This window comes from Burkholderia sp. AU30280 (assembly GCF_020420125.1).
GTDB lineage: Bacteria > Pseudomonadota > Gammaproteobacteria > Burkholderiales > Burkholderiaceae > Burkholderia.
The window spans coordinates 163,461-187,265 of sequence record NZ_JAIZRY010000011.1 but is presented as its reverse complement, the minus strand read 5'-3'; the positions used below and the strand labels follow the sequence as shown (position 1 = coordinate 187,265).

The window sequence follows — 23,805 nt, the reverse complement described above, 5'->3', positions numbered from 1 at the left end:
GCGCGCCTTCCGGCGGCCGACGCGAATCGTCCCGCACCGGCCGCCGCCCTGCCTGCTACGTGCTACGTCACTCGTCCTGCTGTTCCTGCTGCGCCTGCACCTGCCGCTGCTGGATGAACTGCCGCACATCGCTCATCGTCACGCGGCCGGTGTGCTTCGTATCGATTTCGTCGAAGTGCTTCGACACGAAACCGAGGCCGTTGCTCTGCGCCTGCGCCTTCGTCACGGCCGCGCCGTTGCTCAGCACCGTATTGGCGCCAAGCCGCGCATCGACACGCTGCTGCGCCTGCTGCTGCAGCGTCGCGCCGGTCGACGGCAACACCGGCGCCGCTTTCGTGGCAGGAAAGAACGGACCGTCGACACCGTGCCCGCCGTGCGGCAGCTTCACCGGCGCCACCGCCTGCGGCGGCAACGCGTAGGCACTGCTCATCACGGCACCGAGGACGATCAACGGAGACATACGCCGCATCAAATTGATTAGGGACATGATCACTCGCATTCAATGGATGAATAGAGGGTTCCTTTGACAAGGAGTCCGTCGCTCAGGGTCGCTCAAGGGGCGGCCGCCAGCGTCGTCGCGGCCGTTGCGCCCGGGACGCTGCCGGTCGGTACGCTCGGCGGGTTTTCATCCGGCCACGGCGGCGGCAGCGTGTGCAGCGTCAGCGCCGTCGGAATCCGCCCGCCCTTGTAGAACGTCTTCAGGTCCCGCTTCATCTGCGGTCGCGCTACGTCGTCCAGGTAGATCATGTGGCCGCCCTGGAAGAAGTTCACCTGCAGCTTCGGATTCAGGCCCTTCACCGTCTGCAGCCGCGCGAGTTGCTTCTCGGTGTTGAAGAACGGCGTCGCGAGATCGTGGAAGCCATTCTCCGCGAGCACGCGAAGCTTCGGGTTGAGCTGCAGCGCACCGAGCAGATCGGGGATCGTGTCGGGCATCGGCTGCCCGTCGTGCGAGAAGTCCCAGACCTCGATGATGTTGTCGTTCAGCGGCAGGTACGTCGCGTTCGGCGCGGTGTAGCCGAGGTAATCCGGCATCTGCGTCGCAAGCGCGTTCGTGAACGGCTGCGAAATCAGGATGTCGGACGGGTCGCCGTCGTTCTGCAGCCGCGGATCGGAGTTCGGCAACGACACGCGTCCGTCATACCGGCCGATCGTCGTCCCGGGCAGCAGGCTCGTGCCGAACGGATTCGCGTTGAAGTAGCCGCGCAGCGCCTGTTGCGTGAGGCTCGACGGGATCGACCACAGCTTGAGCGTCGCATCGCTCGGGAACACCGGCGTGCCGAGCGCATCCGGAATGCCGAGCTGGCTCAACACCCACGACTGCGAGTACTTCTGCAGCTGGTTGTAGATCAGCGTCGTGAACAGTTCCGTCTGCAGTGCGTACAGCCCCTGGTTCACCGGTGCCGGGGAAACCTGGTTGAAGTACGCCGCGACCGCCGCATAGCCCGGCAGGTAGCCGGCCACGGTATCGGTTTCGAGCAGCAGCCCCTCCGTCGACTGCGTGATCGCCACGGCTTCCACCGCATCCGCGAAGTAGTTCAGGATCGACGACTGCAGCACGATGCCCGTCAGGTGCACGCCGGCCGATTCGAGCGCCAGCGCGAGCATGTCGGTACGCGGCGTGCCGTACGATTCGCCGTACAGGTAGATCGGCGACGTGTTGCGGCTGTTGACGTTCAGGTAGCGCTGGATGAAGTCGCGCATGATGTTCACGTCCGCATCCGAACCCCAGTACTTCTGGTTGGTGTTCGGCAACACGGCTTCCGACAGCCCGGTGCCGGGCGGGTCGATGAACACGAGGTCGGTGGTGTCGATCAGGCTTTCGGCATCGTCGACGAGCGGATAGTTCGGCCAGTTGTTGCCGAACAGCGGATCGGGCGTGGCCACGCGGGTCGGCGCGAACGAGCCGAGCCGCAGCCAGATCGACGACGAGCCGGGGCCGCCGTTATAGACGAACGTGACGGGGCGCGGCTTGCCGTTCGTGCTCGGCGCGGTGTAGGCGACATACGACATCGACGCTTCCGCATTGCCGTTCGAGTCCTGCGCGGTCAGGTGCCCGGTAGTCGTCGTGTAGTTGACGGTCGTGCCGCCGTTTTTCCACTGGTAATGCATGACGGCCGTTTTCTCGGACACCTGCCCGGGGGCCAGGCCGTCGGTCGCATTCATCGAATACGCGACCGGGTCGACGTACGGCTGGTTGGCCGGCGTCTGGCCGGCCGCCTGTTGCGCGCTGGCCTGCTGGCTGGCGGTGGCCTGCGCGAGGCTCGACGCACCGACGGACGACGAATCGTCGCCGCCGCACGCCGCGAGCGCCAAGGTCATGACGGTCAATGCACCTAGCCCGGCCAACCGGCCGTGACGGCCACGGCGGCTGCCGGTACAGCTCCTGTCTGGTTTCATCTCTGTCCTTTGATTCGGATACCGCATCACAAAGGCCGCCAACGCCTGCGAAACGCGCAGGCCGACCCGCCACTCGCGTTGCACGGTCGGCAGTCGGCGGTTGGGGATTGGACTTCTAAGAGACTGAACTTGATACAGACACAGCAAACTGCTGGCGAGAATGGTGCTCGGACGCCCCCTGCAGTTTGGACAACTTTTATATGACCCAAATTTACGACAACACAAAAATAGGCGGTGCTGCGCCGCGTTGTCAAAGATCATTCGGATATTAAAAATCCCGCAATGATGCTAACGGCCGACAGTGTCTGGAAATTGAAAGAATGCGGGAATATTCGTGCATTGCACGCTCCATCGGCGATAATCCACCGAATCGGGGGTTTTTATCGCACGACCGGCAATTCCTTACTGGCACTGACGCCGCGCGTCGAAAGCCTTCAGATCGCCGGAATTATTCTTTCATTTTTATTATCGGAGATCGATTAATTCGGCACGACATCAAGCATGGATCGTCATTCGATGACTCGAGTCGCTTCAACGATTTTTCAAACGATGCATTTATCCGCATCGCGCCATCCATAAAATACCGATTTCGCTGATTCATGAAAATTTCGGCGGAATTATTTACCCGCAATCCGGCCGGCCGGTGCGGCCGGGATGAAACGCGGCGTGCCGCCTCGCCGCACGCCGCGCTCCCCCCGCGCTCAATCCGCCATCACTTCCCGCCGCCCGGCAGCGCGATATCGATCAGCACCGGATCGTGATCCGACGAGCGATACGCATCCGGCGCGTAGAACGTCTTCTGCTGCTCCGCCGACTTGTACGCGAGCGTGTACTGCAGCGCGACCGGCTCGTCCGCGTTGATGTGCCATTCGTGCACGGCCTTCACGTGCGACGCGAGCGGCAACGTCGCGAGCGCGTGATCGAGATAGCCGGCTTCGCCGTTGTACACGTAGCTGTACGCATGCGCGCCGATCCAGCGCGCGACGAGGTTGCGGTAACCGCGCGATTCCAGCGTGCGGATCGGGTCTTCGTACGTGTAGCTGTTGAAGTCGCCGATCAGCAGCACGCCCTGCCCCGCGACGCCCGTCGGGTTGCCGGCGAGCCAGTCGGCCAGCTTCGCCGCCGCGCGCGTGCGCGTCGGGTTCCAGCAGCCCTGGCCGTCACCCTGGTCGAGATCGTCGTTCGCGGCGTCCGGGCAGTTCTTCGACTTCAGGTGGTTGACCGCGACCGTCAGCGACTGCTTGTTGCCACGGATCAGCCGGAACGACTGCGCGAGCGGCTGGCGGTTCTTGTCGTCGATCGCGAGCGTGGCCGCACGGCCGACCGGTTCGACCTTGCGGCTGTCGTAGATCATCGCGACCGTGATCGCATCGCCGCCGAGGCGCGACACGCCCGGATCGACGACGCGCCAGTGGTTGCCCAGCTTCGCCGCGAGCTGGCGCACCGCGCTCAGTTCGCCGTAGCCGTTGTTCTGGATTTCCATCAGGCCGATCACGTCGGCGTCGATCGCCTTCAGCGCGCTGACGATCTTCGCTTCCTGGCGCTGGAATTCCTGGAAGTTCTTCGCACCGCGGTTGTTCGGATCGTCGAAGCCGCCGCCGAGACCGTCGCCGTTGAAGTAGTTCAGCACGTTGAACGACGCCACGCGCAGATTCGATTTCGGAGCGCGCGCCGGTGCGGGGGTGCGCGGGTTCGTGCGCGCTTCGAATGCCGGCGCGGCGGCGCCCGGCAGCGGCTGCACGCGCCATGCGCCGTAACGCACTTCGAGCACGCCTTCGATGTCGCGCACCGTGTAGCCCGCACGCAGCGTGTTCGCGGCCGACAGGCCCGGCGCCGGGTACGGCACCGTGGCGGGGTTCTGCTTGTTCGAGCCGTCGTCGAGGATCAGGCGATTGCGTGCGTTCGCATCGATCTGCGTCTGCGCCCGCGCGGGCGGCACGACGCTCGTCGGCGTGCGCAGGCGGCCGTTGCTGAGCATCACGCTGCCGTAGCGGCCGAGTTCGTAGTTGTCCGTGACGTTCAGCGTCTGCGGCAGGCGCACAAGCATGCCTTCATACGCGGCGAACGCGTTCGGGCTGTCGACCGGCAGCGTGAGCGTTGCGGGCGTGACCGTCTGGCCGTTCGCGCACACCGCGATCTCGCCCGACTGCGTGAGCTGCGTCTGGCCGTATTTCTCCTCGACCTTGCCCGTCACGTGCACGAGGTCGCCCGCTTTCGCACGCACCTTCGGCGCGTAGACGAACAGTCCCTCGGACACGCCCGGCTGGTTGCGGCGCTGCGCGTCGGCCTGCTGGACGAAGAAGCCGCCGAAGCCGTCCGTGCCGCCGAAATCGGCGGTGACGACGGCTTCGATCGACACGTTCTGGCCGGCGAGCGGCGACGGCGCGCCCGGCCCCTGGATATCGGCGATCGGCGTCGTGCTGCCGCCGCAGTTCGGACTGACGGGCGCGGCGGTGGCCGCGAAAACCGGCGCGGCGAGCGCCGGGAGCAGCAATAGCGGAGTAACGAGGCGGATTGTCGAGCGCATGACGGGGAATCCCGGTTGTGAGGGTAACGAAAGCTTAGCGGCGCTCGATGACAGTTGTTGGTAATAAAAAGAACAGGTTGACGTAATGATCGATGTCGGTCATGTCCGGATTCCCGCATGGTTTCACGCGCACGCGTCCCCCCTTGCGGCCCGATACGCGCGGCGCCGGTGCGGCCGCCCGCCTCGCGGACGGGCGATGCACCGGCGTGCGCTCAGGTCAGGACGCCTTCACCAGCTTGACGATCGTCAGCACGCCGTCGACCTTCTCGATGCGCACCTTGACCTGGTCGCCCACATGCGCGTGCTCGAGCATCGCCGCGTCCTTCGCCTTGAACGCCATCGTCATCGGCCGCATCCCGACGTTCTCGAGCGCGCCGTGCTTGAGCGTGATCCTGCCGGTCGCGGCATCGACCTGCTTCACTTCGGCGTCGGTCAGCGCGGCGTTCGACTCGGCCATGCCGCCCGACGACATCTTCATGCCGGACATGTCCATGCCGGCCATGTCGCCGGCGGCAAAGGCGGGGGTGACGGCCGCGCCGGCAGCAAGAACGGCGGCGGCAGCAACGGTGACGGTAATCAGCTTCTTCATCGGGATTCTCCGGTTGGGATGGATGGCACGTTCGTGCCGTGAGGAACAGCTTCGGAATGCCGCGCGCGGCCCGCGCTTCGCGCACGACGGCGCTGCAGCAGGAACCAGGCGGCGGGAATGACGAACATCGACAGCAGCGGCGCCGTGACCATGCCGCCGACCATCGGCGCGGCGATGCGCTGCATGACTTCGGAACCGGCGCCGTGCCCGACCATGATCGGCACGAGGCCGGCGAGCACGACGGCGACCGTCATCGCCTTGGGGCGCACGCGCAACACCGCGCCTTCGCGGATCGCGTCGAGCAGCAGCGCCTCGGTCAGCGATTCGCCGGCGTCCAGCCGGCGCTGCAGCGCGCCCTTCAGGTACAGCAGCATCACGACGCCGAATTCGGCGGCCACGCCCGCGAGCGCGATGAAGCCCACCGACGTCGCGACGGACACCGCGTGGCCGAGCGCCCACACGAGCCAGAAGCCGCCGACCAGCGCGAACGGCACCGTCGACATCAGCAGCAGCGCATCGGCCGCCGAGCCGAACGTGAGGAACAGCAGCACGAAGATCACCCCGAGCGTCACCGGTACGACGGTCCGCAGCTTGGCCGCCGCGCGTTCGAGATACTCGAACTGCCCCGACCACGCGATCGAATAGCCGGGCGGCAACGCGACCTGCTGCGCAACGGCCTGCTGCATCGCGCGCACGGCGCTTTGCAGATCGGTGCCGCGGATGTCGACGTACACGTAGCCGGACAATCGCGCGTTCTCGCTGCGGATCATTGGCGGGCCGTCGGCGATCGCGATGCGCGCGACGTCGCCCAGGCGGATCTGCGCGCCGCGCGCGGTGACGACCGGCAGTTGCCGCAGGTTCTCGACCGAATCGCGCACCTCGCGCGGGTAGCGGATATTGATCGGGAAGCGCTCGCGCCCCGCGATCACTTCGCCGACATCCTCGCCGCCGACCGCCGACGACACGACCGACTGGATGTCGGCCACCGACAGCCCGTAGCGCGCGGCGGCGAGGCGGTCGATGTCGACGTCGATGTAGCGGCCACCGTTCAGCCGTTCCGCGAGCGCGGACGTCACGCCCGGCACGGGCTTCACCGCGGCCTCGACCTGCTTCGCGATCGCGTCGATCCCGGCCAGGTCCGGCCCGGAAATCTTCACGCCGACCGGCGTCTTGATGCCGGTGGACAGCATGTCGAGCCGGTTGCGGATCGGCGGCACCCACACGTTCGACAGCCCCGGCACCTTCACCGTGCGATCGAGTTCGTCGACGAGCTTCTCCGGCGTCATCCCGGGCCGCCATGCGCTGCGCGGCTTGAAGCGGATCGTCGTCTCGAACATCTCGAGCGGTGCGGGATCGGTCGCGGTATCGGCGCGGCCCGATTTGCCGAACACCGTATCGACCTCGGGCACGGTCTTGATCAGCCGGTCGGTCTGCTGCAGCAGCACGCTCGCCTGGTCGGCCGAGATGCCGGGCAGCGCGGTCGGCATGTACAGCAGATCGCCTTCGTCGAGCGGCGGCATGAATTCGCCGCCGAGCCGCGACAACGGCACGGCCGTCAGCACGAGCGCGACGACCGCGACACCGAGCGCGGCCCACGGGCGCCTGAGCGTCGCTTCGAGCAGCGGCCGGTATGCACGGATCAGCACGCGGTTGATCGGATTCGCGTGCTCGTGCGGAATGCGGCCGCGCACGAGATAACCCATCAGCACCGGCACCAGCGTCACCGACAGGCCGGCGGCGGCGGCGATCGTGTAGGTCTTGGTGAACGCCAGCGGCGCGAACAGCTTGCCCTCCTGCCCTTCCAGCGAAAACACCGGGATGAACGACAGCGTGATGATCAGCAGCGAGAAGAACAGCGCGGGCCCGACCTCCGCGGCCGACGTCGCGACGAGCTCCCAGCGTCGCGCGGCCGTGATCGGCTCGCCGGGATGCGCGTGGTCGTACGCCTCGAGATGCTTGTGCGCGTTCTCGATCATCACGATCGCCGCGTCGATCATCGCGCCGATCGCGATCGCGATCCCGCCGAGCGACATCAGGTTCGCGTTCACGCCCTGGTAGCGCATCACGATGAACGCGGCCAGCACGCCGAGCGGCAGCGACAGGATCGCGACGAACGCGCTGCGCAGATGAAACAGGAACACCGCGCAGACGATCCCGACGATCACGAACTCCTCGACCAGCTTGTCCTTCAGGTTGCCCACCGCGCGCTCGATCAGTTGCGAGCGATCGTAGGTCGTGACGATCTCGACGCCGGGCGGCAGCGAACGCTTCAGGTCGGCCAGCTTCGCCTTGACCGCATCGATCGTGGTCAGCGCGTTCTTGCCGGAACGCATCACGACGACGCCGCCCGTCACCTCGCCCTGCCCGTTCAGCTCCGCGATCCCGCGCCGCATCGCCGGGCCGACCTGGATGCGCGCGACGTCGCCGAGCAGCACCGGCGTGCCGGCGTCGTTCGTGCGCAGCACCACCTGCCGGAACTCGTCGAGCGTGCGCAGGTAGCCGGTCGAGCGCACCATGTACTCCGATTCGGCCAGCTCGACGACCGAACCGCCGGACGCCTGGTTCGCATTGGCGAGCGCATTGGCGACTTCCGCCTGCGTGATGCCGTACGCGCGCAGCTTGTCCGGATCGAGCACGACCTGGTACTGCTGCACCATGCCGCCGATGCTGGCGACTTCCGACACGTCGGGCACCGCCTTCAGCTCGAACTTCAGGAACCAGTCGTTGAGCGCGCGCAGTTGCCCGAGATCGTGACGACCGGTGCGATCGACGAGCGCGTACTCGTACACCCAGCCGACGCCGGTCGCATCCGGCCCGAGCGACACCGTCGCGCCGGCGGGCAGCCGGCTCTGCACCTGGCTCAGGTATTCGAGCACGCGCGAACGCGCCCAGTACGGATCGGTGCGGTCGTCGAACAGCACGTAGACGAACGCGTCGCCGAACGACGAATACGCGCGGACGGTTTTCGCACCGGGCACGCCGAGCAGCGTGGTCGTCAACGGATAGGTCACCTGATCCTCGACGATCTGCGGCGCCTTGCCCGGATACGACGCCTTCACGATCACCTGTGTATCCGACAGGTCGGGCAACGCATCGAGCGGCGTCTGCCTCAGCGAGTGGACGCCCCATGCGGCGATCAGCACGGTGGCGAGCAGCACGAGGAAGCGGTTGTGGACGGACCAGCGAATGATGCGCGCGATCATCGTTCGCCTCCCTGCGGTTCGACCTTCGTCAGCCGATAGCCGTCGTCGCCCTGCGTGAACGCGAAACGCACCGTCTGGCCCGGCTTCACGTCCGGGAACGCGGTGGCCGACGGTTTGCCGAACGTCATCGTCATTGCCCCCCAGCCGAGCGCCGGAACGGGTTGATGCGAGAACGTGATGTCGTCGGCCGTGACCTGTTCGACCTTGCCGGTGGTCTCGTAGGTGGGTGCCGCCGCCGTCGGCGCCGACGCGGACATCGCGCCCGCCGCGCTCGCGCCGGCGCCGCTTTGCAGCCGCGGCAGCACGCTTTTCAGGCTCGCCTCGGAATCGATCAGGAACTGCCCCGACGCAACGACCGTGTCGCCTTCGTTCAGCCCGCCGAGCACTTCGGTGTCGCTGCCGACGTCGTTACCCGGTGTCACCGTCACGGGCTGGAGCCGGCCGTCGCGGTTCTTCACGATGACGATCGAGCGCTTGCCCGTCGCGATCACCGCTTCGGACGGCACGAGCAGGCGCGACACGGTCTGCCGCGCGGCGACCCGCACGCGCATCAGCATGCCGGGCGTGAGCTTCAACGCGGCGTTGTCGATCTCGACGCGTGCCTGCAGCGTGCGGCTGCTCGTGCTGATGCCGGGCAGCACTTCGCGGATGCGTCCGGTGACATGCTGCGCCGGGTCGCCCGCGAACGTCGCGTCGACCGCCATCCCCGGCTGCACGTTCAGCGCAAGCGCTTCCGGCACCTCGACGATGAGCCACAGCGTCGCCAGCCCGGCGATCTTCGCGAGCGTCTGACCGGGCGCGACCATCGCGCCGTCGCGTACGTTCAGCTCGCTGACGACGCCGGTTTCCGGCGCCGTCAGCACGACATGCGTCTGCGCGCGACCGGTGCGATCGAGGCTCGCGATCATGCCGTCCGGAATCGACAGCGCCCGCATCCGTGCGCGCGCGGCATCGAGCAGGCTGCCGTCCATCCCGCCGCGCTTGAGCGCGAAGTATTCCTCCTGCGGCGCGAGCCAGTCCGGCACGAACAGCGACGCGATCGGCGCGCCCTTCACGATGCGCTGCATCGGCGCGCGCGCATAGAGACGGTCGATGTAGCCGGTGACACGCGACTGGACGACATCCGCGCGCGACTCGTCGAACTGCGTGGTGCCCACCGCATCGAAGCCGGCCGCCGTCGGCTGGCGGCGCACGGTCGCATAGCGGATGCCGAGGTTCTGCTGCAGGCCCGGATCGATCCGGATGCCTGACGAACCGCCGCCTTCGTCCGCATAGACGGGTTGCAATGGCATGTCCATGAACGGCGATTTGCCCGGTTTGTCGAAGTGCTGGTTCGGCACCATCGGGTCGTGCCAGTACAGCACCTTGCGGCCGCTTTTCGGATCGGCGTTGCCCGGCGAGGGCGATGCGGCGATGTCGGTTGCCGCTGCGGCCGGTGCCGCGTGGCGTGCGCCCACGAAATAACCCGCGCCGAGCAGCGCGGCACCGGCGAACGCCAGCACGGCCGCGCGGGCCCATATTTGCTTCGTCATGTCGTTCTCCTTTATTGCGCCGCGGCCAGCGTCGACGGCACGACCTGGTATTCGAGCTGCGCCCAGGTCTGCGAGACCTCGCGCCGGAGATCGAGCACCTGCAGTTGCGCATCCAGTTGCGCGCGGCGCGCGGCGAAGGTATCCGCGAGCGAGCCGGTGCCCGCCCGGTAGGCCGCGTCCGCCAGTTGCACGCGCTGATCGGCGGCGGGCAGCAATGCGTCGCCGAGATTCGCGATGCGCGCGCGACCGCTCGCGAGCGTCGCGGACTGCGTGCGGATATCGGCCTGCACCTGGCGCAGCGTGTCCTCGTACATCAGGCGGGCCTTCGTCGCGAGCGCGGCCTTTTCGGCGACGTCGCGGTCCTGGCGGTTCTTACGATTGAGCGGCAGCGGGATCGTGACGCCGACCGACACCATGTTCGAATACGCACCGCCGCGCTGCTGGTACGCGACTTCCCACGTCCAGTTCGGGCTGCGTTCGCTGTTCGCGACGGCGGTATCCGCTTCGGCAACCGCGATATCGTCGGCGGCCGTGATGAGCGCCGGTTGCGACAGGCGCAGCTCGTCCGGCGGCAGCGACGATACGAACGATTCCGGCGCGGGCGGCGTGCCGGTGACATCGTCGGCCGGTACGGCAGTCCAGCGCGACAGCGCGATGAGCGCGGTCTGGTAGACCTGCTGCGCTTTCAGCCGTTGATCCTGCGTCTGCGCGAGCATGGCCCGCGCCTGGACGACATCGGCCGCACTCGCCTTCGCGCCGCGATACGACGCTTTCGTCGCCTCGAGCTCATGGTTCATGTGATCGAGCAACGCCTGCTGCAGCGCGAGCGCCTGCTTCGCGTAGACGGCGTTCAGCCAGGCCGTCGCGGTTTGCTGGCGCACGCTCGCGAGCTGCGCGAGATAGCCGGCGCGCTCGCGCCCGACCTGCTCGTTGGCGAGCGCCGAGCGCAGGCGCCGCTTGTCGCCGGACACCCACTCCTGCTCGATGCCGATGCGGCGCATCGTCATGAAGTCCTGGCCGATGGTGAAGCGCTGGCCGCCATTGACCGGCAGGTTGTCGATGCCCGCCTTGAGCATCGGGTCGGGCAGCTGGCCGGCCTTCACGGCCGACTCCGAGCGGGCGCGCACCGACGCCTGGGCGGCCTGCATCGAAGCGGAATGATCGGTGGCGGACTGCAGCGCGGCGTCCAGCGTGAAAGACGGTTGCTGCGCGTGAACGGCGCCCGCAACCAGCAGCGCCGCCCACAGCATGGGCGCGCGCCGACGCGCACGCCGCGCAGGCGGCGTGCCGAGATGGAATGACATGGTTTAACCCCAACGGCGGAACCCCATAGGGATTCCACGTCCTGTTACAGGACGAACCTCACCGCGAATGCGGCGAACCTATCGGATCGGGATCAGCTGATGCGTGGAGGGCGCCACAATCCGTTCGGATCGCGGACCGGGAGAATTTGCGCGTAGTGGAACGCGACGGTACGGGCATATGCAGCGGGACGACTGACGTCGGCGCGAGCGGCCGGATGATAGAGACTGCCGAACTGGCATTGCGCCGTCAGCTTGCAGGACATGCCCTTCGCCTTCGCGTGAGACTTGCCGGTGGGCGACGACTTCATCGAATCGCAGCCCGGCATGTCGGCGGACATGCCGGACATGCCAGCGTTCATGTCCATCGACATGCCCTGCTGCATCATCGGACATTCCCCGGCCAGGCCGCTGGCTGCCAGCCCGCTGATGGGCAGCACCGCGCAGAGCAGCAGCAGGATGATGGTCCGGAGGAATTTCATGGCGGGGATTATAGCGCGGGGTTTTGCTGTGTGGCGGCGCGTCGATTCGGCGAAACGGCGGGCCGGCACCGCCACCGGTGCCACCGCCGCCGTAACGCGCTACCGCGCGAGCCCGTCGGCTTCCAGTACCGCCTGCACCGCGGGCCGCGCCCGCACCCGCTCGTACCACGCACGCAGATGCGCATACCGGGTCAGGTCGATATCCGCGTGGTACACCGACCGCATCCATTCGGCCTTGCCCCACCCCGTCAGCGCGAACAGGTACGCATCGGCGACCGTGAACGTGTCGCCGGTCAGGAACGCGTTGCCGTCGAGCTGACGGTCGATCCACGCGAAACGGCTGTCGAGCTTCGCTCTCGCCGGGTCGACGTATTGCCCCGCCTGCACCGCGTACAGCAGCGGAATGAAACCCTTGTGGATTTCCGCCGTGAGAAAGTTCAGCCACTCCATCAGCCGATAACGGCCGAGCGTGCCGTAGGCGGGCGCGAGCGCGGCGGGCGGGCACCGATCCGCGAGATACTGCGCGATCGCCGGCCCTTCGCGCAGCAGCGTGCCGTCGTCGAGTTCGAGCAGCGGCACGTAGCCGAGTTCGGTCACATCGTAGTAATTGCGCCCGTCTTCAATAACATGCTTGCGCGCGTCGACCTTGACGATCTCGGCCTCGATGCCGCCTTCGCGCAGCACGATGCAGATGGCCTGGGAGCAGCTTCCGGGAGCGTGATAGAGCTTCATGCGTGTCCTTCGTGGGTTGTCCATGTATCGATTCGCCGCGACGCGGGCGCTAATATCTCGCATCGGCGCAGGGCTGGGAAGACGGCAGTCGTTTGTGCCGTAGTCACAAAAAATTTACCGACCAGGATTCGGCACGATGAAAACGAGTGCGACAGGATGTTCCGTTGAAGAAGCGATGCGCCTGCTCGGCGGCCGCTGGCGGCTGCTGCTGGTGTCGTATCTGCTCGACGGGCCGCGGCGCTTCAGCGACCTGCGGCGCGACATGCCCGGCATCTCGCAACGGATGCTGACGCTCGACCTGCGCGCACTCGAAGACGCCGGGCTCGTGCGGCGGACCGTGTATCCGGAAGTGCCGGTGCGGGTCGAGTACGATCTGACCGCCGACGGCGACCGGCTGCGGCCGGTGGTCGACGTCATGCGCGAATTCGGGCTGTGGCTGAAGGCGCGCGACGCCGATGCGTCGTGCGATGCCGGTGGGACGCCTCCTGGTACGGAAGCCGCGATCGAAGCGACCCTCCCTTCAACCCGATAACCGTTACCCCCTTACGCAGGAACCCCGTTCATGGAACTTCACGCCACCATCGGCGCGGCAACGTCCGATCTCGACGACGACGAAAGCTTCGCCAACATCTACTGTCACGACGCCGAGCAGGACTATTGCTTCGCGCTGTCGCGCTTTCCGGACGACGCGCTGATCGAAGTGATGGTGCGCGACCAGATCAACGTGCGCGTCAAGGATCTGTCGGTGCGCCTGACGGACGACACGATCGAAGTCGAGATCGAACCCGCCCTCGCCGCGCGTCTCGACGGCCAGACGCGCTACGTGATCCATCTCGCGCCCGGTCAATACGATCCGGTCACGCTGCGCGCCGCGCTGAAGGAGATCTTCGTCGGCAAGAACGGGTTTCAGGACGACAGCACGCGCGGTTAGGCAGTCGTCAGCCCGCTCATCCTCGACCCTCGCTCCTACGTTCGCCCATGATGCGCACCTCGCGATTTCGCCCGCTTCCCCGCCTTGCCGCGACCGCGCTGCTGCTCGCCGCCTTCGCATCGATCGCACCCGCCGCGCATGCGGCCAAGCCGCTGCTCACGTTCAAGGTCGACGACACCGTCACGGCCCGCGTCGAACGCGCGGACAGCGAGCACATCACCGTGCGCTTCCTGCCGAGCGGCAAGACGCAAACGCTCGACGTCACCGCCGCCGACGAAGAAGGCCACTATCACCTCGCGTCGGACGACTACAACTTCGACGGCCACCGCGATCTCGCCGTGCACGCGACGCTCGGCATGGTCAACGACAACTACGGCATCTACCTGTACGACGCCGCGCGCCAGCAGTTCGAGCCGCTGCGCATGCCGGCGGGCAACCTGCCGCATGGCAACTGCGACGACCTCGTCAACGTGGTCGCGAAACCGAAAACGCACACGCTGTACAGCTCGTGCCGCGGCGGCCCGATCTGGTACACCGATGCGTACCGCTTCGATGCCGGCGGCAGGATGTACCTGTACCAGTCCAGCGAAGCGATACCCGACGACCTGCGCGACTTGCTCGACGGCGATTCAGGCCCGTCGTCGATGCTGCTGACCTACGACGAGCACGGCAAGCGCGTATCGCGCCGCCCCGATGCGTACGGCGGCGGTGCGGTCACGTTCAAGGTGCGCCCGGCGCGCCTGCCGCTGCACGATGCGATGAACGACGCGCCCACGCGCCGCTACGTCGTCGCGGGCGACACGGTCGAGCTGATCGACGCGGGCGCCGATTTCCAGTGGCTGAAGGTGCGGTATCGCAATCCGCACGCCGGTGCGGTGCAGGGCTGGGTCAGCGCGAAGGAAGCGATGGGCCACTGACGCACGCGGCGACTCGATCGCCGCTCTTTCCCACATACTGAGCGCGTCACGTCCCATTAATAGGGATGCCTGTCCAAATGTTGACGCGCCGCGCGCCACGGCTCTAACGTTCGCCCCAACGCCATTCGATTCGGCCGCCCCGCTCGCGGGCGACGGCCGGGCACAGAACACAGGAGACAACCGTGGCCCATTCCGCGTCGCGCACCCACGCCAACCCGCCGGAACAACAGCCCGCGCGCGGCGGCATCGCATCCGATCCCGCCGCCCGCACAGCCGCGGCGCAGACAACAGCACCCAGCCGCAAGCGGCTGCTGATCCTCGCGTTGCTGTTCGTCACGGTCGTGATCAACTATCTCGACCGCAGCAACCTGTCGATCGCCGCACCCGCGCTGTTCAAGGAACTGAACATCGATCCGGTGCGTGCAGGCCTCGTGTTCTCCGCATTCGGCTGGACCTACGCGCTGATGCAGATCCCGGGCGGCTGGCTCGTCGACAAGGTGTCGCCGCGCGTGCTGTATGCGGGCGCGCTGGCACTGTGGTCGGCCGCGACGCTGCTGCTCGGTTTCGCGGGCTCGTTCGTCGGGCTGATCGTGCTGCGCCTCGCGGTCGGTGCGCTCGAAGCGCCGGCCTACCCGATCAACAACCGCGTGGTGACGACTTGGTTCCCGACCCGCGAGCGCGCGAGCGCGATTGGCGGCTATACGTCGGGGCAGTTCGTCGGCCTCGCGTTCCTCACGCCGGTGCTCGCATGGCTGCAGGTGCATCTCGGCTGGCACATGGTGTTCGTCGCGACCGGCCTCGCCGGCGTCGCCTGGGCCGCGATCTGGTATGCGGTGTACCGCGAGCCGCGCGCGTTTCGCGGCGTCAACGCGGCCGAGATCGCGCTGATCCGCGACGGCGGCGGCCTCGTCGATCTCGAAGACCGTATCGCGGCGCGCGGCGAACGCGCGCCGTCGACGTGGCGCGATCTCGGCGTCGTGCTCGGCCGGCGCAAGCTGTGGGGCATCTATCTCGGCCAGTTCGCGCTGAACTCGACGCTGTGGTTCTTCCTCACGTGGTTCCCGACCTACCTCGTCAAGTATCGCGGGATGGACTTCATCAAGTCGGGCTTCCTCGCGTCGCTGCCGTTCCTCGCCGCATTCGTCGGCGTGCTGTGCTCGGGCGTGCTGTCGGACTGGCTGATGCGCCGCGGCGCCTCGCAGGGCTTCGCGCGCAAGCTGCCGATCATCTCGGGCCTGCTGATCTCGACCTGCATCATCGGCGCGAACTACGTCACGTCGACCGGCTGGGTGATCGCGTTCATGACGATCGCGTTCTTCGGCAACGGCTTCGCGTCGATCACGTGGTCGCTGGTGTCGGGGCTCGCGCCCGCGCGGCTGCTCGGCCTCACGGGCGGCGTGTTCAACCTGATCGGCAACCTGTCCGCGATCGCGACGCCGATCGTGATCGGGCTGCTCGTGAACGGTGCCGACTTCTCGCGCGCGATCACCTACATCGCCGCGATGGCGCTTGCGGGCAGCCTGTCGTACGGGCTGCTCGTCGGCAAGGTCGAGCGCATCGACGCATGAGCGTCACGCGGGCGGCACGTGCATGCCGCCCTGCGTGACCGCTACCGCTACCGCTGCCGCTGGCCGCACGTCGCGCGCCGCGTCAGAACCGCCGGGCCCCGTCGCGCGCGAGATCGTGCGGATTGCCGGCCACGTAGTCGAGCACGCACGCATCGGTATCGATGGCGACGGTCGGCAGCGTCGACGCGCTCACGCGTGTAGTGCGCGCCATGTCGATCGCGTCCTGCGCGGTCGGTCGAACGCATGAAACGTGACCTTCGCGGCGACCCAACGCATCGGCCCGGGCGGGATGCAGCTCGGGCTCTGGTTCGCGATGTCGGGCTTGGCGTTCGGGGCCGTCTCGGTCGAAGGAGGTTCAGCCCCATGAAAGCGCCGAACCGGCTCGCCGCGACGCCGAAGCCCGTATAGCCGGCGGCAAACACGGCCTTGTCGCCGAGATGGCGCTTCTCGAACACCGAGCCGCGCGAGTTGCTCGCCGGTGAGCGGCTCGGTCGCGAGCACGTGGTCGCGGTCACGAGCGGCGTGTGCTCGTACCGCTTCACGCCGAGCTTCAGCGCCGCGCGCTTCAGCCCCCACGCAAGCTTCGCCGGGTGCGCGATGCCGCTGCGGTTGCGCGACCACCGCGCGCCCGCGAACAGCGGCGAATTCAGTTTGGTCATCCGAATCTTTCGACTCTTGATTGAAAAAAGCACGGACAAAGTTACTCATTTACACTGCCCCGGTATGCCCCCTTTCGGGGGGGCACAAGCGGCGTTTTGCGGGGCGAACGGGTCGGCAGGACAACCGGCGGTGTTTCCCCCTAATGACGCTTTTCGTTGCCGACGCTACAATCCGCCCGCTTTTCACCCGGGGAACCGCATGCTGCTCGACGTGAACCCCTTCCACCGCGACAACGACCGCTTCAACGTGTCGTTCAAGGCGCTGGGCGAGCTGATCGAGACGGTCGGCACGCCGCACTTCGTGCCGCGCCTCACGCAACTGCTGAACGACGTGGTGCCGCTCGACGTCGCGCACGTCGAACGCTCGCGCGTCGACGGCTCGATGCCCACCGGCTACCGATGCGAATGGATCGGCAGCAGCGGCATCGATACCGCATCCGCCGAAATCTCCGCCGTGATGACGCTCTACTACGAGCGCTTTCTCGACAGCGACCCGCTGTTCGCCGGGCTGCGCGGCAAGACGGGCACGATGCTCGTGGTGCGCGACATCGCGGCGATCCCGCCCGGCGAATTCCGCCAGCGGCTGTTCGACGACGTGCATATCGGGCACGAATGCGTGCTCGCGCGCGGCACGCGCTATTCGCAGCATTCGATCGCGCTGGAGCGCGGCCGCGACCGGCCGCCGTTCACGCTCGCCGAGATGAGCCGCTTTCGCAGCATCAGCGACGTGCTGTTCCCGCTGCTCGAACTGCACGCGTCGACCACGGCCGCGCGGCGCATCGCGCACCCGACGCCCGACGTCCATCCGCTCGCGCAGTTCGATGCGCGGATCGCGGCCGACGGTGTGAAGCTGTCGAAGCGCGAATACGAAACCTGCAAGCACCTGCTCTCCGGCAAGACCGTGCCTGAGACGGCCGAGATCCTCGGCGTGCGCGTCGCGTCGGCCGAGTCGTACGTGAAGCGCGCGTTCGCGAAGCTCGGCGTGCGCACGAAGCGCGAACTCGCCGCGTGGGGGGCAGCCGCCACCGCGTTCCCTTGCGCCGGCCCGCACGACGGCGCCGCGCCGCCGGCCGTCCCGCGCTGACACGCCCGGCCGCGCCGCCACGTTCGGTTGCGCCGCGTCGATACGGCGGCGCCACTTGCATCGAGCCCCGTTGATGTAAACGTTGCGACTTCAAAATCTTCGCGCGGGCGTTCTCCTCTACCATCGGCCGATCGCTTTACCTGAGAAAAAGGAGACGGCCCATGCCCCGCGAGCTGAATCAGCCGATGGGCGGCAACGCCACGATGATGCGGCCGCCGACAACCCGCTGTGGACCGACGAAGTGTTCGGCCCCGTCGCATGCGTGAAATCGTTCCGCACCGATGACGAGGCGATCGCGCTCGCGAACGACACGCGCTACGGGCTCGTCGCGACCGTCGCGACCGTCGCGACCGTCGTGACGCGCGATGCGCGGATCGCGAAGCAATTCCAGCAGCGCGTGCGCGCGGGGCTCGTGTGGATCAACGCGCCCCAGCTCATCTACCCGCACGTGTGCTGGGGCGGGTTCGGGCTCGGCGGGATCAGCCGCGAACTCGGCGTGGCAGGGCTGCGCAGCTATCAGGAACTACGCCACGCCATGCGCGCGATCGACTGACCAGCGGGGCCTTTCAGGCCGTTGGCGGCACCGTGTCTCGCACACGGTGCCGTTTTTTTGGTGCTTCGCGGAATTTCCGGGAGCGAACCGCGCGATCGGCGCCCGTCGATCATGCGTTTGCACGATGCGCGAACCCTCCTCAAGGCGACAGCGCCGCCGCATGATCGTGCTCGCGCAGCGGGTCCGGAATCGCGCATTCCGCGAGCCCGCCCTCGTCGATCCACGCGCGCGTGCGTTCCGCGGCCTTGTCGATCAGTTGCGCGCACTGCGAGTAATCGTATGACGATACGTCGAGCGGACACAGCGGCGGCACGACATGGATTTGCGCGCGCGTCGCGTACAGTTCCAGATCGCGCACCAGTTGCCGCGCGATCACGAGCGTCAGCGCGTGCGTCGCATGCGCGATCGCGCTGCGCGGCGGCACGCGCAACGCGCAGGCGAACCCGGCCGGCAGCACGACGATCCGCTTGACGCCGAGCGCGATCGCAACCGAGATCGGCGTATTGTTCGCGACGCCGCCGTCGACGAGTTCCAGGCCGCCGATGCTGACCGACGGAAACACGCCGGGAATCGCCGCGCTGGCCTGCACGGCATCCACGACCGGGCCGGCGGACAGCACGACTTCGCGGCCGCTCAGCACGTCGGTCGCGACGATGTGGAGCGGCAACACGGCCTGCTCGATCCGCCGGTACGGCAGGTTGGTTTCCAGCAGCAGGCGCAGCGCATCGGCCTCGACCAGATGCGGCCGGTTGCGCAGCAGCATCGCGATGATGCTGCGCATCGAGAACGGCATCACGTCCTGGCGGCGGATTCTGCACCACAGCGCGGCGAGCATCGCGACGCCGTCCGCATCCGGCCGGCCGGCGAAATAGGCGGCATTGATCGCGCCCGCCGACGCGCCGACGACGCAATCGGGCCGTTCGCCGCTCGCGACCAGTTCGCGGAGCATGCCGACCTCGATGGCGCCAAGACTGCCGCCGCCGGCGAACACGAAGGCGGTCGAGGGAGTGGGATTGGACGTCACGGCGCGCCCTCCTGCGGTTGGCTGCGACAGCGCTTTCTCCATGATGGATCGTGCGGCGCTCCGGATGTCCTGATGAAAACCCTGCCGGCTCGCGGCCCACCGGTTCTCCGGTGACGCGTGCGGCGCGTTGAGCTCGCCGGCATCCGGCGATGCGCCATCGTTGGGGCGGGCTACGTCATTCCCGCCCTGTTTCCGGCTCGCATCCATGCAGAGAACGCGTGACGACGTGTTCTCCGATTCGGTCGGCAACGACCCGGCCGCGATGCGCGTCGACGTGCTGTTCGTCGGGCTATGCGTCGAGTACGTGATGGCGCGTCACGCATCGGCATCGCTCCCCGTTTCGCCCGCGCCCCGGCCCCTGCCGCAATGCCGCTCACCGGCCATTCAACCGCGCCCTGACCGCGCCACGCCGCGTTGCTCGGTGATTTCCGTGGAATTTCGCTCGTTATATTCCATGGTATATTTCGCAAATCTTTCGCGCATCCATCTCCGCCGACCACGCCGGACAGAGGTCAACATGCACGCTCCGCCCTTTCGCCTTGCCCGCACGGCGAATATCTCGTCGCCCGGCGGCACCCTGCCCGCGGCAACCGGCGTGCGGGTCGACCCATGCTGCGCGCCGTCGCGCGCGCAACTGACCGAGCTGAAGCGCCGCACGCGCCTGTCCGAGCTCGATGCGAACCTGCACTGCTCGATCATCGGCACCTGCCTGACCACGCACGAACTGCGCAGGCTCGTGCCGAAGTTCACCGACCTCGACCGCCAGCACGCGACCGACCTCGAGATCCATCACGCGGCCGTCGCGCTCGCGATCGACGGCACGGCGGGCGCCAAGGCGTTGCACAAGGCGCTCGACGCACGCTACGCCGGCGCGATCCACGCGTTCGACAGCGCGCAGGACGCGGATGAACTCCTCGCGCGCTGGAAGGATGCGCTGCAGAGCGGCGACATTGCGCCCGCGTACTGGGCGCTGATGACGCATCCGCGCACGACGATGGCCGTCCGCCAGGCCGCGTTCGGCGACCTGCACATGCTGTCGCACCTGGTCGGCGCGGCCAATCGCGCCGATATCCGGCGGCTGGTCGCGCTGGAGGAAGAGAATGCGGCGCTGCACGCGAAGATCGAACGGCAGCAGGCGCGCCTGCACGAAATGAGCGCGCAGCGCGACGCGGCATTACAGGAACGGGATGGCCTCGCCGCACGCCAGAACGCGCAGCCGCCGGCGGCCGAAAGCGTATTGCGTGACGAAGTGCGCGCGCTGCGCGACGCACTGGCCGCGCGCGACGAACGGCTCGCGCTGCATACGAGCCGCCGCGAGGCGGCCGAGCAGCGGATCGCCGCGGAACAGGCGAGCGCCCGCGCGATGCGCGCGCGGCTCGACGACCTGATGGCAATGGTGAAGACGCTGCGTGCCGAAGCGAGCGCGATCGAACAGGCGGTGCAGGCGTCGGCGGACGAGCCGGCCGAGCGCGCGACCAATCCGCTGTCGATTCTGCAGGGCATGCGTCTCGTGTATGTCGGCGGGCGTCCGGGCTCGAACCGCGCGATCCAGCGGATCGTCGAAACGGCGGGCGGCGCGGTGACGCTGCACGACGGCGGCGTCGAGGATCGCAAGGGCCTGCTGGCGGCGGCGCTGCCGGGCGCGCACATGGTCGTGTTCCCGGTCGACTGTATCGACCACGATTCGGTGAACCAGCTCAAGCGCATCTGCGAACGCCACCACATCGCGTACTACCCGCTGCGGACGGCGAGCGTCGCCAGTTTCGTCGAGCTGATCGGGCGGCTCGATGCGCAGGCGCGCGACGTCATGGCGCCGGAGGCCGCCAGGGGTGGCATGGGCGGCACGCCGCGCATCTGCCTGCGGCATGGCTAGGGGGTGGTTCGCTTCGCCGGATGCGGTGCGCGCGGCGCTTCAGGGTGCCAATGAAAGCCCGTCGTCAGCGTGAACGGGCCGCAGGCCAGCGCACGCTTCAGCGCCTGACCATTTTCGTGAGCGCGGCGATGTCGGCCGCGCAAGCCGCGTAAGCGCGCGCCTCGATCCCGCGATAGAGCCGGATGATCTCCTCGCCGACCGGCGTGAGCACGCTGCCGCCGCCGCTCTGCCCGCCATGTTCGGACACCGTCGCCGGCGATTTCAGCGAGCGGTTCAACTCGTCCATCAGCAACCACGCACGCCGATACGACATCTTCAGGCTGCGCGCCGCCGCCGAAATCGAACCGTGCTCGCGCACGGCTTCGAGCAGCGCGACCTTGCCCGGCCCGAGCGCGATCGTATCGGCTTGCTGGATACGCATCCTGAACCGCACCTCAGGCTTGGGGTGTGCCGGTTTCTTCATGTTGTCCTGCCCGTTGAACGATGCGGGCAAGCATACACGATGGCCGGTGCGGCCCGCGCCGGATCAGACCTCGAGCACGCGCGCGACGATGCCGGCCAGCCGCTTCACGTGGCGCGGCGCCGGCAGGAGGTCGGCGCCCGGGAACAGCAGCGGCGCGGCGCCGCATTCGAACGCGACGATCGCGTGTTCGCCAACGGGCGTGTTGAACAGTTCATGCCAGGAAAACGTGACCGCGTAGCCGTCGTGCGCATGCGCGCCGCATGGGCGGCATGACGGCGGCCGATCGCGCCCCGCACCGCCCGGCGCTACGCCAGCACGATGTTCTTGATGACCTTCCTGATGCTCTTGAAGCTGTCGACCGATTCCGCCTTCGAGTCCGTCACCAGCGCGCCGATCCGCGCCGGCTCGCAGAAGCCGATCCGGCTGTTCGTGCCGAGCTTGCTGAAATCGGCCAGGATCGCGACGTCCGCCGCGTTGCTGACCATCGCGCGCGCCACTTCGGTTTCCATCCGGTCATAGTTGGTCGCGCCGCGGACGGCATCGACGCCCACCGGCGACAGCAGCGCGAGGTCGGCGCGGTAGCGGAAGATTTCGGCAACCGTGCCGTCGCCGACGGTCGCGGCCGCGCGGCTGCCGATCATCCCGCCGAGCAGGATCGTTTCGTTGTTCGCCTGTGCCGGGTCGCTCGAGCGCATCTTCAGTGCGACGTCGATCGAGTTCGTGATGATCGTGAGGCCCGACAGCTTCGCCAGCTCCTCGGCCAGCAGCGTCGTGGTCGTGCCTGCGTCGATGAACAGCGTCTGCGAGCCCGTGACCAGCCGGGCCGCCGCGCGGGCGATCGCCAGCTTCGCTTTCACGTGCGTCTGCGCGCGTTCGGCGATCGGCGCTTCGTCGCCTACCTGCACCGCACCGCCATGTACGCGCTTCAGTTCACCGAGCGCCTCGAGATCGACGAGATCGCGCCGCACGGTTTCCCGCGACACGTTCAGTTCAGCCATGATCCGGTCGGTGGAAACGCGCTGCATCTTCGATAACAGAAGCCGGATCCTCTGGTATCGCTCTTCTTGCCACATGGAATGTCCTCGGAATGAACGTCAATGTTATTCGAACGGCGAACTAGGCTGCGCTCTCCTCCATCTTTTTGATGCCCACGAGGGTCTGCAGGGATTGACGGACTGCCTGGAACTCGCTGCTCGTCATCTTTGAAAACACCACGTGGATGCGGTCGTCGTCCGGCGCGGCGTCGTCCTGTTCGATGATGAACTGGACGATGCGCGCCTGGTCGATGCCGGGCATCGCCTGCAGCGACGTCAGCTTCACCGCGCCGCGGCTCGCGAGGATACGGACGCCCCAACGCTGCCGCACGGCGAAGAAACGCTTCTCGATCGGCTTCAGGCCGGCCAGGATCGCGAGCACGATCGCCGTCGCGGCGATCGCGGCCACGTACATGCCGCCGCCCACGGCCAGCCCCACCGCCGCCACGACCCACAGGCTCGCCGCGGTCGTCAGGCCGCGGATGATCTCGCCGCGCAGCATGATCGAACCGGCGCCGAGAAAGCCGATGCCCGACACCACCTGCGCGGCGACCCGCGACGGGTCCAGCGACACATTTTTCGCGTTCTGGATATCCGCGAAACCGAACGCCGACACGACCATCACGAGCGCGGCGCCCACGGCCACCAGCATGTGCGTGCGCAATCCGGCCGCCCATGACAGGCGCTCGCGCTCGATGCCGACGATGCTGCCGAGCAATGCCGCCAGCAACAGGCGAGATACGATTTCCAGCTGACTGATCATGCGAGATCTCCTTGCTTTGCGTGGTCTACCTGATGAAGCACGGCCCGCCTGGGCCGTCGCCCGATGCTTCCTGCCTTCGCCCGCCCGTCGTCGGGCCGGCAACCGGCAAGTTGTATTTTTGTGCGATCTTGCGATTTTGTGCGTTCTAATATACGGTACGAAAAACGACAAAG

At 67.4% G+C, this 23,805-nt stretch carries 21 protein-coding genes and 3 pseudogenes; 8 read left to right on the top strand and 16 right to left on the bottom strand.

Annotation, left to right across the window (positions count from 1 at the left end; genetic code table 11):
* Window positions 1–67 precede the first annotated feature (67 nt).
* Window positions 68–499, bottom strand: coding sequence for a 2-oxoglutarate dehydrogenase (locus tag LGN17_RS24830; protein WP_175957229.1), 432 nt, complete (start codon window positions 497–499; stop codon window positions 68–70).
* 53 nt (window positions 500–552) lie between these two features.
* Window positions 553–2,397 carry a S10 family serine carboxypeptidase-like protein gene (locus tag LGN17_RS24825; protein WP_226199013.1) on the bottom strand — a complete coding sequence of 615 codons (1,845 nt, stop codon included), beginning with the start codon at window positions 2,395–2,397 and terminating at the stop codon, window positions 553–555.
* 234 nt (window positions 2,398–2,631) lie between these two features.
* Between LGN17_RS24825 and LGN17_RS24820 the strand changes: the two genes are divergently transcribed.
* Window positions 2,632–2,880: a hypothetical protein gene (locus tag LGN17_RS24820; RefSeq protein WP_226199012.1), complete on the top strand. Its 249-nt coding sequence runs from the start codon at window positions 2,632–2,634 to the stop codon at window positions 2,878–2,880.
* Between the two features lie 229 nt (window positions 2,881–3,109).
* Here LGN17_RS24820 and LGN17_RS24815 read toward each other — a convergent pair whose 3' ends face one another.
* The 7 genes from LGN17_RS24815 to LGN17_RS24785 form a co-directional block, all read right to left on the bottom strand.
* The gene (locus tag LGN17_RS24815; RefSeq protein WP_226199011.1) at window positions 3,110–4,924 is read right to left on the bottom strand and encodes an ExeM/NucH family extracellular endonuclease; all 1,815 of its coding nucleotides are present in this window, start codon (window positions 4,922–4,924) and stop codon (window positions 3,110–3,112) included.
* 217 nt (window positions 4,925–5,141) lie between these two features.
* Window positions 5,142–5,513: a copper-binding protein gene (locus LGN17_RS24810; RefSeq protein ID WP_226199010.1), complete on the bottom strand. Its 372-nt coding sequence runs from the start codon at window positions 5,511–5,513 to the stop codon at window positions 5,142–5,144.
* Window positions 5,510–8,716 carry an efflux RND transporter permease subunit gene (locus tag LGN17_RS24805; protein WP_226199009.1) on the bottom strand — a complete coding sequence of 1,069 codons (3,207 nt, stop codon included), beginning with the start codon at window positions 8,714–8,716 and terminating at the stop codon, window positions 5,510–5,512. The genes LGN17_RS24810 and LGN17_RS24805 overlap by 4 nt, the downstream gene beginning before the upstream one ends.
* On the bottom strand, window positions 8,713–10,248 hold the full coding sequence (locus tag LGN17_RS24800; protein ID WP_226199008.1) for an efflux RND transporter periplasmic adaptor subunit: 1,536 nt from the start codon (window positions 10,246–10,248) through the stop codon (window positions 8,713–8,715). The genes LGN17_RS24805 and LGN17_RS24800 overlap by 4 nt, the downstream gene beginning before the upstream one ends.
* 11 nt (window positions 10,249–10,259) lie before the next feature.
* Window positions 10,260–11,552: a TolC family protein gene (locus LGN17_RS24795; RefSeq protein WP_226199007.1), complete on the bottom strand. Its 1,293-nt coding sequence runs from the start codon at window positions 11,550–11,552 to the stop codon at window positions 10,260–10,262.
* A 92-nt stretch (window positions 11,553–11,644) separates the two neighbouring features.
* A complete protein-coding gene (locus LGN17_RS24790; protein WP_226199005.1) occupies window positions 11,645–12,031 on the bottom strand; it encodes a hypothetical protein in 387 nt (128 codons plus the stop codon).
* Between the two features lie 99 nt (window positions 12,032–12,130).
* On the bottom strand, window positions 12,131–12,763 hold the full coding sequence (locus LGN17_RS24785) for a glutathione S-transferase C-terminal domain-containing protein (RefSeq protein ID WP_226199004.1): 633 nt from the start codon (window positions 12,761–12,763) through the stop codon (window positions 12,131–12,133).
* A gap of 136 nt (window positions 12,764–12,899) precedes the next feature.
* Here LGN17_RS24785 and LGN17_RS24780 point away from each other — a divergent pair, with 136 nt between their 5' ends.
* The 4 genes from LGN17_RS24780 to LGN17_RS24765 all read left to right on the top strand — a co-directional run bounded on the left by LGN17_RS24780 (window position 12,900) and on the right by LGN17_RS24765 (window position 16,179).
* Window positions 12,900–13,295, top strand: a complete 396-nt coding sequence (locus tag LGN17_RS24780) for a winged helix-turn-helix transcriptional regulator (protein ID WP_226199002.1) — start codon at window positions 12,900–12,902, stop codon at window positions 13,293–13,295.
* Between the two features lie 30 nt (window positions 13,296–13,325).
* Window positions 13,326–13,694: a hypothetical protein gene (locus LGN17_RS24775; protein WP_226199001.1), complete on the top strand. Its 369-nt coding sequence runs from the start codon at window positions 13,326–13,328 to the stop codon at window positions 13,692–13,694.
* Window positions 13,695–13,741: 47 nt separating this feature from the next.
* Window positions 13,742–14,611: an XAC2610-related protein gene (locus LGN17_RS24770; protein ID WP_226199000.1), complete on the top strand. Its 870-nt coding sequence runs from the start codon at window positions 13,742–13,744 to the stop codon at window positions 14,609–14,611.
* Window positions 14,612–14,793: 182 nt separating this feature from the next.
* Complete coding sequence (locus LGN17_RS24765; RefSeq protein WP_226198999.1) at window positions 14,794–16,179, top strand: MFS transporter; 1,386 nt, start codon at window positions 14,794–14,796, stop codon at window positions 16,177–16,179.
* Window positions 16,180–16,261: 82 nt separating this feature from the next.
* Here LGN17_RS24765 and LGN17_RS36565 read toward each other — a convergent pair whose 3' ends face one another.
* Both LGN17_RS36565 and LGN17_RS36775 read right to left on the bottom strand, forming a co-directional pair.
* Window positions 16,262–16,390, bottom strand: a complete 129-nt coding sequence (locus tag LGN17_RS36565) for a hypothetical protein (protein ID WP_264166050.1) — start codon at window positions 16,388–16,390, stop codon at window positions 16,262–16,264.
* 23 nt (window positions 16,391–16,413) lie between these two features.
* Window positions 16,414–16,838: pseudogene (locus tag LGN17_RS36775) on the bottom strand (FAD-dependent oxidoreductase); the annotation flags it as partial.
* Window positions 16,839–17,037: 199 nt separating this feature from the next.
* Here LGN17_RS36775 and LGN17_RS24760 point away from each other — a divergent pair.
* Entirely contained in the window at window positions 17,038–17,922 is an 885-nt protein-coding gene (locus LGN17_RS24760) for a helix-turn-helix transcriptional regulator (protein ID WP_226198998.1), read from the top strand.
* 205 nt (window positions 17,923–18,127) lie between these two features.
* Window positions 18,128–18,475, top strand: a pseudogene (locus LGN17_RS24755) (aldehyde dehydrogenase family protein); the annotation flags it as partial.
* Window positions 18,476–18,614: 139 nt separating this feature from the next.
* Here the strand turns inward: LGN17_RS24755 and LGN17_RS24750 are convergent.
* Window positions 18,615–19,499, bottom strand: coding sequence for a patatin-like phospholipase family protein (locus LGN17_RS24750; protein ID WP_226198997.1), 885 nt, complete (start codon window positions 19,497–19,499; stop codon window positions 18,615–18,617).
* Between the two features lie 517 nt (window positions 19,500–20,016).
* Between LGN17_RS24750 and LGN17_RS24745 the strand changes: the two genes are divergently transcribed.
* Complete coding sequence (locus LGN17_RS24745) at window positions 20,017–21,372, top strand: DUF2325 domain-containing protein (protein ID WP_226198996.1); 1,356 nt, start codon at window positions 20,017–20,019, stop codon at window positions 21,370–21,372.
* Window positions 21,373–21,469: 97 nt separating this feature from the next.
* Here LGN17_RS24745 and LGN17_RS24740 read toward each other — a convergent pair whose 3' ends face one another.
* The 4 genes and pseudogenes from LGN17_RS24740 to LGN17_RS24725 form a co-directional block, all read right to left on the bottom strand.
* Complete coding sequence (locus tag LGN17_RS24740) at window positions 21,470–21,793, bottom strand: LysR family transcriptional regulator (RefSeq protein WP_175957278.1); 324 nt, start codon at window positions 21,791–21,793, stop codon at window positions 21,470–21,472.
* A 105-nt stretch (window positions 21,794–21,898) separates the two neighbouring features.
* Window positions 21,899–22,090: pseudogene (locus tag LGN17_RS24735) on the bottom strand (molybdopterin-binding protein); the annotation flags it as partial.
* A gap of 50 nt (window positions 22,091–22,140) precedes the next feature.
* Window positions 22,141–22,908, bottom strand: coding sequence for a DeoR/GlpR family DNA-binding transcription regulator (locus tag LGN17_RS24730; protein WP_226198994.1), 768 nt, complete (start codon window positions 22,906–22,908; stop codon window positions 22,141–22,143).
* A gap of 43 nt (window positions 22,909–22,951) precedes the next feature.
* Window positions 22,952–23,632, bottom strand: coding sequence for an MgtC/SapB family protein (locus tag LGN17_RS24725; protein ID WP_226198992.1), 681 nt, complete (start codon window positions 23,630–23,632; stop codon window positions 22,952–22,954).
* Between the last annotated feature and the right edge of the window lie 173 nt (window positions 23,633–23,805).